The organism is Burkholderia sp. Bp9012 (assembly GCF_003853825.1).
Classification (GTDB): domain Bacteria; phylum Pseudomonadota; class Gammaproteobacteria; order Burkholderiales; family Burkholderiaceae; genus Burkholderia; species Burkholderia diffusa.
Genome location: NZ_QTQA01000040.1, coordinates 1 through 15,188 on the forward strand (window position 1 = coordinate 1; position 15,188 = coordinate 15,188).

Below are 15,188 nucleotides of genomic sequence, written 5' to 3' on the forward strand. Positions count from 1 at the left end.
GTGACGGGGGCGCTCGGTGGCGGCAATCCGGCAGGTGCGTTGACCGGTGCGCTGGGCACGGTCACGGGTGCACTGGGGAACGTCGGCGGCACGAACCCGCTGACACCAATCCAGAACATTGTCGACCAGGTCACGGGCACGGTGGGCAGCGGCAATCCGGCCGGTGCGCTGGGCAACGCGGTCAATACGATCACCGGGACGCTCGGCAACATCGGCGGCGCGTCGAGTCCGCTGGCACCGGTGCAAGGCGCCGTCACGCAACTCGCCGGCACGCTTGGCAACGGCAACCCGGCCAGTGCACTGACGGACGCCGTGAACTCGATGACGGGCGCGCTCGGCAACCTCGGCGGCACGAACCCGCTGGCGCCGGTGCAGGGCGTCGTGAACCAGGTCGTCGGCACGTTGTCGGGCGCCGGCGGCGGCAGCCCGATCGCGCCGATCACGAACCTCGTCAGCGGCCTGCAGAACGCACTGCCGACGGGTGGCAACGCGGCCGGCGCGCTGACCGGCGCACTCGGTTCGGTCACGAGCGCGCTCGGCAACCTCGGTAGCACAAACCCGCTGGCCCCGGTCCAGGGCGTCGTGAACCAGGTCGTCGGCACGCTCGGCAGCGGCAACCCGGCAGCCGCACTGAGCAACGCGGTCAGTTCGGTGACGGGTGCACTCGGCAACCTCGGCGGTACGAACCCGCTGGCGCCGGTGCAAGGCGTCGTGAACCAGGTGGTCGGCACGCTCGGCGGCAGCAATCCGGCCGGCGCACTGACGGGGGCCGTGAGCTCGGTGACGGGCGCGCTCGGCAACCTCGGCGGCACGAACCCGCTGGCCCCGGTGCAGGGTGTCGTGAACCAGGTCGTCGGCACGCTGTCGGGCTCAGGCGGCAGCCCGATCGCGCCGATCACGAACCTCGTCAGCGGTCTGACCGGCGGCAGCAACCCGGCCGGCGCACTGACCGGCGCACTCGGTTCGGTGACGGGCGCCCTCGCGAACGGTCCGGCAGCCCTCGGGCAGGCGGCCGGCGCGCTGTCGGGCGCGGCGGGTTCGACGGCTGCGGCGGGCGGCAGCCTGCTCGGCTCCGGCGCGAGCGCGGCCGGCAGCACGGCGGGCGCGACCGGTTCGCTGGTGTCGACGACCGGCAACGCGACGGCAACGGTCGTCAATGCTGTCGGCACGACGCTGGGCGCGGCGCTGGGTTCCACGCCGAGCCTGTCGGTCACGCCGCACTCGGGCAACGGCTCCGCGAACAACCCGCTCGCGCCGGTGTCGACGCTGCTGCAGGCGGTGACTGGCGCATTGCCGAAGTAACCGGCCGGAACGCGCGGCGGCGGCGCATCGCCCGCCGCGCGCAACGGGTCGTACATCGCGGCATGACAGCAATGTCATGCCGCGTTTTCTTTGGGTTCCCGATGTGTTTCCCGTGAGGAATGGCGTCGCTTTGTGGGGTGGCATGGAATAACCGGCCGGTTTCGTCCGTTTACATACCGAGTCTCGGCGCGGCCGGACAGCGGGATAATGGTCATGACGAAGTCGACGTCCCGTCCGGCGCCACCGTGCCGCGATGCCATGTCAAGGAGAACGGGAATGAAGACGATGCTGTTCGCCATCGCGCTGACGGCCGCGATCGCGCGGCCCGCGGCCGCCGAGCCGCCGCAGGCCGGTGACGGGAAACTGGTCGACGAAGATCACATGACGCTGTACGTGTTCGATCACGACGCGCCGGGCAAGAGCACCTGCACCGGCACCTGTGCGGCCAACTGGCCGCCGGCGCTCGCCGACGGATACGACAAGGCGACGGGTGCACTGAGCCTCGTCACGCGCGACGACGGCCGGAAGCAATGGGCTTACCACGGCCGTCCGCTGTATCGCTGGAAGATGGACCGCAAGGCCGGCGATGCCGGCGGCGACGGGATCGGCGGCATGTGGCACGTCGCGCGCCCCTGAGAAACCGACGGACCGAATGACGGACTGACGGCGCGGCGATGCGCGAGGCATCCGGATGAGCTACGAATCGGACCTGCTGGTGTGGCTGCCGCATCTCACGCGATATGCGCGCGCGCTGACGGGCGAGCGGGCCTGGGCGGACGATCTCGTGCAGGACACGCTCGAGCGCGCGCTGAACCGGCCGCCGCGCGACGGCGGAAACCTGCGTGCGTGGCTGCTGACGCTGCTGCGCCACCGCTTCATCGACCAGTTGCGCGCGCGGCACGAGATCGCGGTCGACGATGCGACCGCGCCATGGCAGACGATGGCCGCGCCGACCGACGAGATCGGCGGCCTGCTGCTGCGCGACGTGCAGCGCGCGCTGTATCGGCTGCCCGTCGAGCAGCGCGAGGTGCTGCTCCTGGTCGCGCTCGAGGAATTGAGTTACCGCGAAGCCGCACAGGTGCTTGGCGTGCCGGTGGGGACGGTGATGTCGCGGTTGTCGCGGGCGCGTGAACAGATGCGTGCGCTGCTGTCCGGCGAGTCGCCGGCGCGCGGCGCGGCCGCGTTACGGGTGATCGGGAAGACATGATGGACGACGATCCGCGCAAATCTTCGAATGATCGAGACGGCGGAGCCGATGCATCGGCGCAATTGCTGTCGGCGCTGCTCGACGGCGAACTGTCCGGACAGGAGCGCCGCGAGGTGCTCGAACGGCTGCAGTCCGATCCGCGCGAAGCCGACCGGTTTGCGCATTACGGCGCGCAGCGCGACGCGTTGCACGCGCTGTTCCCGCTGCCTGCCGCCGCACCCGCGCTGTTTGTGCAGCGGCGCGCACCGCGCTGGCGCGGCGTCGCGTATGCATTCGCGGGACTGGCGGCCGGGCTGGTGATCGGCGTCGCGCTGCACGCGGGCTGGACGACGTTCGGTGCCGAGCCGGCCTTTGCCGCGCGCGCGGACGTCGCGTACGCCGTGTACGCGGCCGATCGGGAGCATCCGGTCGAGGTCGACGCACGCGATCCGGCGCGCCTTGCCGCGTGGCTGTCCGCGCGTCTTGGGCGGTCCGTGCGCGCGCCGTCGCTCGACGAATACGGATATGCATTGCTGGGCGGCCGGCTGCTGCCGGGCGACGCGGGGCCGGCCGCGCAACTGATGTACCAGCGTGCGGACGGCAAGCGCGTGACGCTCTACATGACGGCCTACGATGCGCGGCGCTTCGCGCCGCAGTCGATGTCGGCCAGCGGCCGCGACACGTATTTCTGGTCCGATCGCGGCATGGGTTACGCGCTCTCCGGACGCGCCGACGAACGACGGCTGCGCGAGCTCGCGATCGAAGCATGCGGCGCGCTCGGCGGACCGACCGACGCGTGGAAGGGGTGACGCGCGCGACGTCGGCAGGGAGCCAACATGAACACGAAGGCGGTGATGGCGGCGGTGGCGCTCGTGGCGGGCGCCGGGCTCGCGCGGGCGGACGGCGATGCGCCGGTGCGCGTGCCGGTCGATGCTGACGGCGTGCAGCGGGTGGCGATCGTCGGCGGCAGCTATTTCTTTCGCCCGAACCACGTGATCATCCGCGCGCACGTGCCGGTCGAACTCACGGTATCGGCCGAACCGGGCGTCGTGCCGCACAGTTTCGAGATCGACGCGCCGCAGGCCGGGATCGCGGTGCACACCGAACTGGGCACGACGCCGCGCACGTTGCGCTTCACGCCGACGGCGCCCGGCCGCTTCGCCTACTATTGCACGCATCGGCTGCTGTTCCTGCGCAGCCATCGCGAGCGCGGAATGGAAGGCGTGCTCGACGTCGAGGCGGCGCCGTGATCACCGCATTGCTGGCCGCGAGCCTGATAGGAGCGAGCATGACAGCCGATCCCGTTACCATCGCGCAGTCGCATTTCGACCAGGTCCATTCGTACCGCGCGACGATCCGCTCGTCCGCGCGAAGCGGCGAGCACGCCGAATTCCACTATGCATACCGGAAACCCGGTTTCGTCCGGATGGACTTCGTGTCGCCGCATCACGGCGCGGTGCTCGCGTACGACCCTGACGCGGGCAAGGTGCGGCTGCGCCCGTTCGGCGAGCATGCGCTGCCCGCGCTGACGCTGTCGCCGTCCAATCCGCTCCTGCGCGACCGCAGCGGCCATCGCGTCGACCGGTCGGATGTCGGCGTGCTGCTGCGTAACGTACACGCGCTGCAGCAGGGCGGTGCGACCGTGACGGAAGGCAAGGAAACCATCGGCGGCCGTACCGCGCTGCGCGTATCGGTGACGGGCGCGCCCGCACACGTGGTTGACGGCGTGCATCGCTATCTGTTGTGGCTGGACGCCGAGGACGGCTTTCCGCTGAAGGTCGTCAGCTTCGCGGATGACGACGGCGTGCCGCTCGAAACGGTGACGCTCGATGACGTCGAGATCGACGTCGCGTTTCCCGCCCGCTTTTTCGCGCCCTGATCGCGCGCTTGATCCCGATTCTGATTCGCGCCGGAGGCAGCATGGCGGAATACCGGTTTTCGACGACGTGGCGCGTGGACGCGCCCCTCGCGGCTGTCTGGGACGCGATCTACCAGGTCGATCGCTGGCCCGACTGGTGGAAGAGTGCCGTGCAGACCGCCGAGATCGAGCGCGGCGATGCGCGCGGCGTCGGCGCGCTGCAGCGATACACGTGGAAAGGCGCGTTGCCGTACCGGCTGACCTTCGACATGCGCGTGCTGCGCGTCGAGCGGCCGCATGTGCTCGAAGGCCGCGCGAGCGGCGCGATCGAAGGCGACGGCCGCTGGTCGTTCGCCGGCGACGGTGCGCGCACCGTCGTGCGCTACGACTGGCACATCCGCACGCGCGAGCGCTGGATGAACTGGCTGGAGCCGATCGCGCGCCCGCTGTTCGCCTGGAATCACGACGTCGTGATGCGCGAAGGCGCGAAAGGCCTCGCGCGACTGCTCGGCGCGACGGTCGTGACCGACGGCCGGACGTTCCAGCCAGTGGCGGGCTGTCCGGACATGTGACGATCCCGTGGCCGCCGTTTGGGCCCCTGTCGGGTCCGAGCAGCCTTTTTCACGCGATGCCGGACGACCGCGGGAACTCGGTGCTCGCCCCGTGTCAAATTGGGGCGAGGGTCGGGATTTCCCGTATCCCGTCCGCTCCTGGTGTGCGAGATTGATGCTTATGTAATTGTTTTAAATGAATTTTTGTGATTCACCCCCGTTTTTCCGTCGTTCCGCCTCGCACGAAAAAACCTCCGGCTCCCCTTCTTGAATTTGTCAAAACCCGTCCATATAATTAGCACTCGCTGCACGAGAGTGCTAACAATTCTCTGCCGGGCGATTTGCCGGGCAGATTCCCCAAGCGTTCTTCAATCTCAGTCAAGAGAGGAGTGAATATGAACCTTCGTCCTTTGCACGATCGCGTGATCGTCAAGCGTCTGGATCAAGAAACCAAGACCGCCTCGGGCATCGTCATCCCCGAAGCCGCTGCTGAAAAGCCGGATCAAGGCGAGATCCTCGCGGTCGGCCCGGGCAAGCGTGACGACAAGGGCGCTCCGATCGCGCTCGACGTGAAGGTCGGCGATCGCGTCCTGTTCGGCAAGTACGCAGGCCAGACCGTCAAGGTCGACGGCCAGGAACTGCTGGTCATGCGCGAAGAAGACATCATGGCCGTGGTCAACGCGAAGTAAGCGTCCACTGACGGTACATATTCCCAAGAATTCAAGGAGTTAGAAGATGGCAGCTAAAGACGTCGTATTCGGCGATTCCGCCCGTTCGAAGATGGTCGAAGGCGTGAACATTCTCGCCAACGCAGTCAAGGTCACGCTGGGTCCGAAGGGCCGCAACGTGGTGCTCGAGCGCAGCTTCGGCGGCCCGACGGTCACCAAGGACGGTGTGTCGGTCGCGAAGGAAATCGAGCTGAAGGACAAGCTCCAGAACATGGGCGCGCAAATGGTCAAGGAAGTCGCTTCCAAGACCAGCGACAACGCAGGCGACGGCACGACGACGGCAACCGTCCTCGCGCAATCGATCGTTCGCGAAGGCATGAAGTACGTCGCATCGGGCATGAACCCGATGGACCTGAAGCGCGGCATCGACAAGGCAGTCGCAGCGGCTGTCGAAGAGCTGAAGAAGATCAGCAAGCCGTGCACGACGAACAAGGAAATCGCACAGGTCGGCTCGATCTCGGCGAACAGCGACTCGTCGATCGGCGATCGCATCGCTGAAGCGATGGACAAGGTCGGCAAGGAAGGCGTGATCACCGTCGAAGACGGCAAGTCGCTGGCCGACGAACTCGACGTCGTCGAAGGCATGCAATTCGACCGCGGCTACCTGTCGCCGTACTTCATCAACAACCCGGACAAGCAAGTCGCCGTCCTCGAAAACCCGTTCGTGCTGCTGCACGACAAGAAGGTGTCGAACATCCGCGATCTGCTGCCGGTGCTCGAACAAGTCGCGAAGGCAGGCCGTCCGCTGCTGATCATCGCCGAAGACGTCGAAGGCGAAGCGCTCGCAACGCTGGTCGTCAACAACATCCGCGGCATCCTGAAGACCGTTGCGGTCAAGGCGCCGGGCTTCGGCGATCGTCGCAAGGCGATGCTGGAAGACATCGCGATCCTGACCGGCGGTCAAGTCGTCGCGGAAGAAACCGGCCTGACGCTCGAGAAGGCAACGCTGGCTGAACTGGGCCAGGCGAAGCGCATCGAAGTGGGCAAGGAAAACACGACGATCATCGACGGCGCAGGCGAAGCCGTGAACATCGAAGCGCGCGTCAAGCAGATCCGCACGCAAATCGAAGAAGCGACGTCGGACTACGACCGTGAAAAGCTGCAAGAGCGCGTGGCCAAGCTGGCCGGCGGCGTGGCAGTGATCAAGGTCGGCGCTGCGACCGAAGTCGAAATGAAGGAAAAGAAGGCACGCGTCGAAGACGCGCTGCACGCAACCCGCGCTGCCGTTGAAGAAGGCATCGTCCCGGGCGGCGGCGTTGCGCTGATCCGTGCACGTACCGCGATCGCAGGCGTGACCGGCGCGAACGCCGATCAGAACGCAGGCATCAAGATCGTGCTGCGCGCAATGGAAGAGCCGCTGCGCCAGATCGTCACGAACGGCGGCGAAGAAGCGAGCGTCGTGGTCGCAGCAGTTGCAGCAGGCAAGGGCAACTACGGCTACAACGCAGCGACGGGCGAGTACGTCGACATGGTCGAAGCCGGCGTCGTCGACCCGACCAAGGTCACGCGTACCGCACTGCAGAACGCAGCTTCGGTTGCAGGCCTGCTGCTGACGACGGACGCAGCTGTCGCAGAACTGCCGAAGGAAGATGCACCGATGCCGGGCGGCATGCCGGGCGGCATGGGCGGCATGGGCATGGACATGTAATCGACTTCGGTCGATGGTGTCCGGAACGCGCAGCGATGCGCGTTCCAGCCAAAAGAAAAGACCCGCAGCGATGCGGGTCTTTTTTTATGCGCACGCGAAAGGGGCTGGCATGCGGCTCCTAAGCGAGAGCAGGCGGCGCGCAACGGCGGCGCAGGGCCGCCGCGCGGCGTCAATGCCGGGCGATTCGCGGCGAGGTTTTGCTGCTGTCCGTCACCGGACGCCCGCCTTCCTCATCGTTGCTGCGCGCCCAGAAGAACCGGTCGGGCAGGTACGCGCCCATGCCGGGCCGGAACGCGTCGCGGACGGCCTGGTACAGGTATTCCTGCGCCTCGCGCACCGCTTCGGGCGGCTCCTGGCCGTTCGCGAGCAGTGCCGCGATCGCCGCGCCGAGCGTGTCGGTGATGCCCATCAGCCGGTGCGGCGAGCGATCCCACATGTCTTCGCGAAGCTGGCCTTCCTCGCCGTACAGCGTGTTGACGAGCCGGTGCGAACCCGTCTCCGACGACAGGATGTACTCGCAGCCCTGCGACAGCAGGTGCGATACGGCCGCGTCGAGATTCGGCGCCTCGGCATCGCCGTCCGGCTGCGCGAGCGCGATCAGCGTCGCGTGGTCGGCGACCAGCAGTGTCGTCTGCGGTGCGAGCAGGTCGGCGATCGATTCGCGCAGATCGTCGGCGGCGAGCACGTGCTCATCGTCGAGCGTGAAGTCCGGTGCGAGCACGAGCGGCACGCCGTCGTAGTCGGCGACCACTTCCGCGATCGCGCTCACGACTTCCGCGCGCGTCGCGGCGCCGATCTTGAACGCGGCGACCGGCATGTCCTCGAGCAGCATGCGCGCCTGGGCGGCGACGACATCGGGATCGAGGCCGGTCACTTCGTCGCAGGCGGCGGAGTCGCGCACGGTGTAGCCCGTCAGGACGGACACGCCGTGACAGCCCATGCTCGCCAGGGTCATCAGATCGGCTTGGAGGCCGGAACCGCCGGTGGGATCGGACAGGCCGAAGGTGAGGACGATCGGAGGGGCGTTGCTGGACATGTAGAAATGGGGCAAGAAAAAAACGGGGAAGCGACAGAACTGCGGACGGCGAGGCGAAGTGGGCGTTTCGGCCCCGTGTTGCCCGGCAGGCCGCACTTTTCAGTCATTATGCGGCGGAATCCGGCCCGCACGACGGAATTTTTAGCGCAGCGCAACGTAGTCGCCGTACTCCAGCGCGATTGCTAGGCAGTCCGGCCCCGACACGGTACCATCATGGCTCCCGAATTTACCGACTTTTCCCGACGCGGCTTAAGATGGAATACAAGAGCTGGATGTGCCTGATTTGTGGCTGGATTTATGACGAAGAAGCCGGGCTGCCCGAAGAGGGCATCGCCCCGGGCACGCGCTGGGAAGACGTCCCGATCAACTGGACGTGCCCCGAATGCGGCGCTCGCAAGGAAGACTTCGAGATGGTCCAGATCTGACCGGACCCTTGGCCCACGGACACACCGCTTCGGCCTCGCGGTTGCCCGGCGCTCTTGCGCCGCGGCCGGCGCGAGCGACTTGACGATGACAGGCGCGCGTGTCCATGACGTCCGATCCGGCCAACGTTTCTCACCCTGACGCACTGCCCAACCCGCGTGGCGGGGCCGTGCGCGCCGCCGACGCGTGGCTCGCGGCAGCCGCCGACGCATTCGAGCACCGGGACGACGCGGCCGCGCCGCTGTCAGCCGCCGCCGCCGTGCTGGCGGAGGCCGGCTGGCTGCCGGCCGCCCGTTTCGCCGGGCAACTGTCGGCCGCCGTGCCGCTCGTCGCCGCCGAGCCGACTTCGGCCGGCTGGCGAGCCGCGCTGCGCGACTTCCGCGCGGCCGTCGGCCGCCACAACCTGCGCGAACTCGCCTGTTCGTCCGTTCTCTTCGATCATTTCCGTGCATTGCGTGCGCAAAGCGCCGCCGACCTGCGTGCGAGCACGCCGCTCGACGCGCTCGCGCTCGTCGGTCGCGCGGTGCCGCAGGCCACGCTGCGCGTACTGCCCGAGGAGATCGCGACCCGGGTACGCGCCCGCTACGAGCAGGCGCTGCTCGGCGTGCTGCGTGCGCAGCACGGCGCGCCCGACGCCGCGCTCGACGAACTCGGTGCGATGCAGGCTGCGCTGGCCGACGATGGCCCGTACGATTTCTGGCGGCTCGCGGCAGCGTGCCAGCGTGCGCTGCGCGCAACCGGCGCGCCCGAACTGAAGCGTTTTCTCGCGCGGACGAACCTGCTGCTCGGCGAGCAGGCGCAGGGCCGGCGGCGCAGCGCGCCGCCCGAGCTCGTGCGCGAGACGGTTGCGCTGTTGTGGCGCGATTTCGCGCTGTTCGGCGCAGCCGCGGAAGACGTCGCGCTCGTCGACGTGCTGCACGACTATGGGCTGACCGTGGACTGGCATGTCGCCGGCACGCCCGCGTCCGAGGCGCTGTGGGAGGCCGACGCCGCGCGGGCCGAGCACGACGCGGTTGCCGTCGCGCCGACCCGTGCGCTCGGCGTCGTGACCGTCAACGCGCATGCGTATGAGGATTTCCTGCAGACGGCCGACGCGTCGATGGCCGATCTGGCCGTCGATCCGGCCGCGGCCGATGCGGGGGCCGCATGGCGCGCATCCGCGGCCGCCTACCGGGTCGGTACGGCCGCGTGCGCGCTCGGGCTCGGTCATGCGGCGCTGCTGGCCGACACGCTCGGGCTCGCGTGGCGCCGCGCCGCGCACGGCATGCCGCTCGCCGACGGCGGGCTCGATGCACACGCCCGCGCGTCCGACATGCTGCGCGCCGCGCTGCTGAAGATCGCCGCGGGGGTGGCGCCGCCGGACCTGACCGCGGCGTCCGGGGCGCTCGGCGCGGCGCTCGGCCGGGCCTGACGCACAACGGGGCGCGACCGCAGCGGCAGCCCTTGTCGCGCGGGCCGGCAACACGCTGCCGACAGCGCCCGCGCGCGTGTTAGAGTGCCGTGTGATCCGCGCGCGTCGTTGCCAGCGTCGCGCGGCGTTGCTTGTTGATCGCGGCCCGGTCAGGTCGCGGCGTCTTTGCTAAAATTCAAACCATGTCAAAGCCTTCCGATCGCATCAATCTCACCAACCAGTTCCTGATCGCCATGCCGAACATGGCGGATCCGACGTTTTCGGGAACGGTGGTCTATCTTTGCGATCACAGCGAGCGCGGCGCGCTCGGCCTCGTCATCAATCGTCCCACCGACATCGACCTCGAATCGCTGTTCAACCGCATCGACCTGAAGCTCGACATCGAGCCGCTGCTGCACATCCCCGTGTACTTCGGCGGCCCGGTCCAGACCGAGCGCGGCTTCGTGCTGCACGAGCCGGTCGAGGGCGCGAACTACAACTCGTCCATGTCGGTCGAGGGCGGGCTCGAGATGACGACGTCGAAGGATGTGCTCGAGGCGGTCGCGACGGGCACCGGCCCGAAACGCTTCCTGCTGACGCTCGGCCATGCAGGCTGGGGCGCCGGTCAGCTCGAGGAAGAAATTTCCCGCAACGGCTGGCTGACCGTGGCCGCCGATCCCCGCATCGTGTTCGACACGCCGGCCGAGGAACGCTTCGAAGCCGCACTGGGCCTGCTCGGCGTCAGCTCGTCGATGCTGTCCGGCGAAGCAGGGCACGCATGAGTGGCGCGAGCGCGCGCGATGCGACGCTCCTGGCGTTCGACTACGGCGAAAAGCGAATCGGCGTCGCGATCGGCAATGCGCTGACGCGCTCGGCCCGTGCCCTCGTCGTGATTTCCAACCTGAACCGCGAGCACCGCTTCAAGGCGGTCGGCGAACTGCTGGCCGAATGGCGGCCCGACGCGCTCGTCGTCGGCCTGCCGATGCATCCGGACGGCACGCCGCACGAGATGACGCAGCAGGCGAAGCGTTTCGGCAACCAGCTGAACGGCCGCTTCGGGCTGCCCGTCACGTGGGTCGACGAACGCTATTCGTCGGTCGAGGCCGAGGCCGGGCTGCGCGAGCGCAACGTGCGCGGGCGCGCACGCGCCGAGATGCTCGACGCCGAGGCCGCGCGCGTGATCCTTCAACAGTATCTCGATCAATTGTCCGACCATGAGCACCATTGACGCCGACGCGCTCTACCGCGTCCTGCTCGACCAGATCCGCGACGCATACGGCACGGCCTTCGCCGAGCCGGGCGGCCCGCGGCTCGCCGGCATTTACAGCGGCGGCGCGTGGCTCGCCGAGCGCCTCGCGCGCGATCTCGGCGCGCCGGCGTTCGGCGTCGTGAACGTCGCGCTGCATCGCGACGACTACGCGAAGAAGGGGCTGCACAGCCAGGCGAGCCCGACGTCGCTGCCGTTCGACGTCGACGGCGCGCGCATCGTGCTCGTCGACGACGTGCTGTACACCGGCCGCACCGTGCGCGCCGCGCTCAACGAACTGTTCGACTACGGCCGTCCGGCCGCGGTCGAGCTCGCGGTGCTCGCCGATCGCGGCGGCCGCGAGCTGCCGGTCGCCGCGCGCTTCGCGGGCGGCACGCTCGACGTGCCGGCCGATGCGACGCTCGTGCTCGCGCGCGACGAAGCCGCGCAGCTGACGCTGCGCATCGAGGCGCACGGCGCCTGACCGAACCGCGAAACCGTATCCCGGGCCGCCGGTTCGTACCGCGGCCCGTTTGCATAGTTGGAATCACGCACACCATGACTACCGACACCACTGGCCGCACCGGCAATCCCGCTGCGACCGCGAGCCCCGAGCGGTTCCGCTACGGTTTCCTGAAGGGCAACCCGCAGCTCACGAAAAACGGCGAGCTGAAACACCTGCTGTCGATCGAGGGGCTGCCGCGCTCGATCGTCAACCACATTCTCGATACGGCCGAGCAGTTCGTCAGCGTGACGGACCGCGAGGTGAAGAAGGTGCCGCTCCTGCGCGGCAAGTCGGTGTTCAACCTGTTCTTCGAGAACTCGACGCGCACGCGCACGACCTTCGAGATCGCCGCGACCCGCCTGTCGGCCGACGTGCTGAACCTGAACATCAACGCGTCGTCGACGAGCAAGGGCGAGTCGCTGCTCGACACGATCAACAACCTGTCGGCGATGCATGCCGACCTGTTCGTCGTGCGCCATGCGTCGAGCGGCGCGCCGTATCTGATCGCCGAGCACTGCGCGCCGCACGTGCACGTGATCAACGCCGGCGACGGCCGTCACGCGCACCCGACGCAGGGCCTGCTCGACATGTACACGATCCGTCACTACAAGCGCGACTTCACGAAGCTGCGCGTGGCGATCGTCGGCGACATCCTGCATTCGCGCGTCGCGCGCTCCGATATTCACGCGCTCACCACGCTCGGCGTGCCGGAAGTGCGCGCGATCGGCCCGCGCACGCTGCTGCCGGGCGGCCTCGAACAGATGGGCGTGAAGGTGTTCCACAACCTCGACGAAGGGCTGAAGGGCGTCGACGTGATCATCATGCTGCGCCTGCAGAACGAGCGGATGAGCGGCGCGCTGCTGCCGTCCGCGCAAGAATACTTCAAGACCTGGGGCCTGACGCCCGAGCGCCTCGCGCTCGCCGCGCCCGACGCGATCGTGATGCACCCGGGCCCGATGAACCGCGGCGTCGAGATCGACTCGCAGGTCGCCGACGGTCCGCAGTCGGTGATCCTCAACCAGGTCACGTTCGGCATCGCCGTGCGGATGGCGGTGATGGGCATCGTTGCCGGCAACAGCGACTGAGCCCGCCTACGCGCATCCTTATCCAGGCATTCAACGCATTCAACGCATTCACAGACAGCGCATGAAGATTCATATCCAAGGCGGCACGCTGATCGACCCGGTCGCCGGCACCGAACGGCAGGCCGACGTATTCGTCGCGGACGGCAAGATCGCCGCGATCGCGGCGGCTGGTGCGGCGCCGGCCGGTTTCAACGCGGACAAGACGATCGACGCTGCTGGCCTGATCGTTGCCCCCGGTCTCGTCGACCTGTGCGCGCGGCTGCGCGAGCCCGGCTACGAGCACAAGGCGACGCTCGCGTCCGAGATGGCCGCGGCCGTCGCCGGCGGCGTCACGACCCTCGTGTGCCCGCCGGACACCGACCCCGTGCTCGACGAGCCGGGCCTCGTCGAGATGCTCAAGTTCCGCGCCCGCAACCTCCACCAGGCCAACGTCCATCCGCTCGGCGCGCTCACCGTTGGCCTCAAGGGCGAAGTGATCACCGAGATGGTCGCGCTGACCGAGTCGGGCTGCGTCGGTTTCACGCACGCGAACGTGCCGGTGCGCGACACGCAGGTGTTGCTGCGTGCGCTGCAGTACGCGAGCACCTACGGTTACACGACGTGGCTGCGTCCGCTCGACGCGTTCATCGGCCGTGGCGGTGTCGCGGCGAGCGGCGCGCTCGCGTCGCGGCTCGGACTGTCCGGCGTGCCGGTCGCGGCCGAGACGATCGCGCTGCACACGATCTTCGAACTGATGCGCGTGACGGGCGCGCGCGTGCACCTCGCGCGGCTGTCGTCGGCGGCGGGCCTCGCGCTCGTGCGCGAGGCGAAGGCCGAGGGGCTGCCCGTGACCTGCGACGTCGGCGTGAATCACCTGCACCTGATCGACGTCGACATCGGCTATTTCGATTCGCAGTTCCGGCTCGATCCGCCGCTGCGCGGCGAGCGCGATCGCGAAGCGATCCGCGCGGCGCTCGCCGACGGCACGATCGATGCGATCTGCTCCGATCACACGCCGGTCGACGACGACGAGAAGCTGCTGCCGTTCGCCGAAGCGACGCCCGGTGCGACGGGGCTCGAACTGTTGCTGTCGCTGACGGTGAAGTGGGCCGACGAAACCAGGACGCCGCTCGCGCAGGCGCTGCGCCGCATCACCGCGGCGCCGGCCGACGTGCTGCAGCTGCCGGCCGGGCGTCTTGCCGAAGGCGGCGCGGCCGATCTGTGCGTGTTCGATCCGCGCGCGCACTGGCGTGTCGAGCCGCGCGCGCTGAAGAGCCAGGGTCACAATTCGCCGTTCCTCGGCTACGAACTGCCGGCTTGCGTGCGTGCGACGCTCGTGGCCGGGCAGGTCGCGTTCGAGCGCCACTGAACCACGCCGGATCTTCGCCATGATCGCACTTCGCAAGCTGCGTCTCGTCGTTCACCTGCTGCGCGGCATGGCGACCGTCGCGCTGCGCTTTTCGCACGTGAGCGCCCCGCGGCGCCTCGAGCTCACGCGCCGCTGGTCGCTCAAGCTGTTGCGGATCTGCGGGATGCGGCTCGTCGTCCACAACGACGGCGCGCGCCTCGACGCGGGCGCGCTCGTCGTCGGCAACCACGTGTCGTGGCTCGACATCTACACCGTCAATGCGTGGCGGCCGACGCCGTTCGTGTCGAAGGCCGAGGTGCGGCAGTGGCCGGTGGTCGGCTGGCTGGCCGAGAAGCTCGACACAGTGTTCCTGCAGCGCGAGAAGCGTACCGAGGCGATGCGCGTCATGCACGAGATGGCGGAGCGACTGCGCAACGGCGGCGTGATGTGCGTGTTTCCGGAAGGCACGACGTCGGACGGGCAGGGGCTGCTGCCGTTTCACGCGAACCTGTTCCAGGCGGCGGTGTCGGCAGGCTCCGCGGTGCAGCCGATCTGCCTGATGTACGAGGATGCACAGGGGCGGCAGTCGGTCACGCCGGCCTATACCGGCGAACTGTCGCTCGGCAAGTCGCTCGACATGGTGTTGCGCGGCGGCCCGCTGGTCGCGCATCTGTACGTGTGCGAGCCCATTGCGCCGGGTGGCGACCGTCGCGCGACCTCTGCTGCCGCGCGTGACGCGATCGCCGCTGCACTCGAAGCGATGCAGGCGAAGGTCGGCAAGCCGTCGCCCGACGCGCTCGCGGAGCTCGAGAAGCATGCGTATCCGGTGACCGAAGTCGGCGCCGGGGCGACGGGCGATGCGGCGGCCGAAGAGCCGGTGGCGGGGCGCGAGGGGTAAGGCTT

18 protein-coding genes are annotated in these 15,188 nt (G+C 68.6%); 17 read left to right on the forward strand and 1 reads right to left on the reverse strand.

Annotated elements, in window-relative coordinates; all coding sequences use genetic code 11:
* The 9 genes from DIE11_RS33250 to groL all read left to right on the forward strand — a co-directional run.
* On the forward strand, positions 1-1,302 hold a 1,302-nt coding region (locus DIE11_RS33250), incomplete at its 5' end, for a beta strand repeat-containing protein (protein ID WP_409364595.1).
* 276 nt (positions 1,303-1,578) lie between these two features.
* Positions 1,579-1,938 carry a hypothetical protein gene (locus DIE11_RS33255; protein ID WP_124629572.1) on the forward strand — a complete coding sequence of 120 codons (360 nt, stop codon included), beginning with the start codon at positions 1,579-1,581 and terminating at the stop codon, positions 1,936-1,938.
* 55 nt (positions 1,939-1,993) lie between these two features.
* Positions 1,994-2,509 (forward strand): sigma-70 family RNA polymerase sigma factor, encoded by a 516-nt coding sequence (locus DIE11_RS33260; RefSeq protein WP_059608125.1) that lies wholly within the window; start codon positions 1,994-1,996, stop codon positions 2,507-2,509.
* A complete protein-coding gene (locus DIE11_RS33265) occupies positions 2,509-3,297 on the forward strand; it encodes an anti-sigma factor (RefSeq protein ID WP_124629573.1) in 789 nt (262 codons plus the stop codon). Before DIE11_RS33260 ends, DIE11_RS33265 begins: the two co-directional genes overlap by 1 nt.
* A 27-nt stretch (positions 3,298-3,324) precedes the next feature.
* Positions 3,325-3,738, forward strand: a complete 414-nt coding sequence (locus tag DIE11_RS33270) for a quinol oxidase (protein WP_124629574.1) — start codon at positions 3,325-3,327, stop codon at positions 3,736-3,738.
* The gene (locus DIE11_RS33275; RefSeq protein WP_124629575.1) at positions 3,735-4,367 is read left to right on the forward strand and encodes a DUF1571 domain-containing protein; all 633 of its coding nucleotides are present in this window, start codon (positions 3,735-3,737) and stop codon (positions 4,365-4,367) included. Before DIE11_RS33270 ends, DIE11_RS33275 begins: the two co-directional genes overlap by 4 nt.
* Positions 4,368-4,408: 41 nt before the next feature.
* Positions 4,409-4,918: an SRPBCC family protein gene (locus tag DIE11_RS33280; RefSeq protein ID WP_059608129.1), complete on the forward strand. Its 510-nt coding sequence runs from the start codon at positions 4,409-4,411 to the stop codon at positions 4,916-4,918.
* Between the two features lie 374 nt (positions 4,919-5,292).
* Entirely contained in the window at positions 5,293-5,586 is a 294-nt protein-coding gene (locus DIE11_RS33285) for a co-chaperone GroES (RefSeq protein WP_011544732.1), read from the forward strand.
* Between the two features lie 46 nt (positions 5,587-5,632).
* Positions 5,633-7,273 carry a chaperonin GroEL gene (groL, locus tag DIE11_RS33290; protein WP_059611329.1) on the forward strand — a complete coding sequence of 547 codons (1,641 nt, stop codon included), beginning with the start codon at positions 5,633-5,635 and terminating at the stop codon, positions 7,271-7,273.
* Between the two features lie 169 nt (positions 7,274-7,442).
* Here groL and DIE11_RS33295 read toward each other — a convergent pair whose 3' ends face one another.
* Complete coding sequence (locus DIE11_RS33295) at positions 7,443-8,309, reverse strand: hydroxymethylpyrimidine/phosphomethylpyrimidine kinase (protein ID WP_059608131.1); 867 nt, start codon at positions 8,307-8,309, stop codon at positions 7,443-7,445.
* 254 nt (positions 8,310-8,563) lie between these two features.
* On the opposite strand from DIE11_RS33295, the gene DIE11_RS33300 reads away from it, so the two are divergent.
* The 8 genes from DIE11_RS33300 (at position 8,564) to DIE11_RS33335 (ending at position 15,183) form a co-directional block, all read left to right on the forward strand.
* Positions 8,564-8,734 carry a rubredoxin gene (locus tag DIE11_RS33300; RefSeq protein ID WP_004186709.1) on the forward strand — a complete coding sequence of 57 codons (171 nt, stop codon included), beginning with the start codon at positions 8,564-8,566 and terminating at the stop codon, positions 8,732-8,734.
* Positions 8,735-8,838: 104 nt separating this feature from the next.
* Complete coding sequence (locus DIE11_RS33305; protein ID WP_124629576.1) at positions 8,839-10,143, forward strand: hypothetical protein; 1,305 nt, start codon at positions 8,839-8,841, stop codon at positions 10,141-10,143.
* A gap of 182 nt (positions 10,144-10,325) precedes the next feature.
* Positions 10,326-10,904, forward strand: coding sequence for a YqgE/AlgH family protein (locus DIE11_RS33310; protein ID WP_006751106.1), 579 nt, complete (start codon positions 10,326-10,328; stop codon positions 10,902-10,904).
* Positions 10,901-11,350, forward strand: coding sequence for a Holliday junction resolvase RuvX (gene ruvX, locus DIE11_RS33315; protein ID WP_124629577.1), 450 nt, complete (start codon positions 10,901-10,903; stop codon positions 11,348-11,350). Before DIE11_RS33310 ends, ruvX begins: the two co-directional genes overlap by 4 nt.
* On the forward strand, positions 11,337-11,852 hold the full coding sequence (gene pyrR / locus DIE11_RS33320; RefSeq protein ID WP_059681461.1) for a bifunctional pyr operon transcriptional regulator/uracil phosphoribosyltransferase PyrR: 516 nt from the start codon (positions 11,337-11,339) through the stop codon (positions 11,850-11,852). Before ruvX ends, pyrR begins: the two co-directional genes overlap by 14 nt.
* Before the next feature lie 74 nt (positions 11,853-11,926).
* The gene (locus tag DIE11_RS33325) at positions 11,927-12,958 is read left to right on the forward strand and encodes an aspartate carbamoyltransferase catalytic subunit (RefSeq protein WP_059608134.1); all 1,032 of its coding nucleotides are present in this window, start codon (positions 11,927-11,929) and stop codon (positions 12,956-12,958) included.
* A gap of 61 nt (positions 12,959-13,019) precedes the next feature.
* Positions 13,020-14,306: a dihydroorotase gene (locus DIE11_RS33330; RefSeq protein WP_124629578.1), complete on the forward strand. Its 1,287-nt coding sequence runs from the start codon at positions 13,020-13,022 to the stop codon at positions 14,304-14,306.
* Positions 14,307-14,325: 19 nt separating this feature from the next.
* Positions 14,326-15,183 (forward strand): 1-acyl-sn-glycerol-3-phosphate acyltransferase, encoded by an 858-nt coding sequence (locus tag DIE11_RS33335; RefSeq protein ID WP_124629579.1) that lies wholly within the window; start codon positions 14,326-14,328, stop codon positions 15,181-15,183.
* The last annotated feature ends 5 nt before the right edge of the window (positions 15,184-15,188 follow it).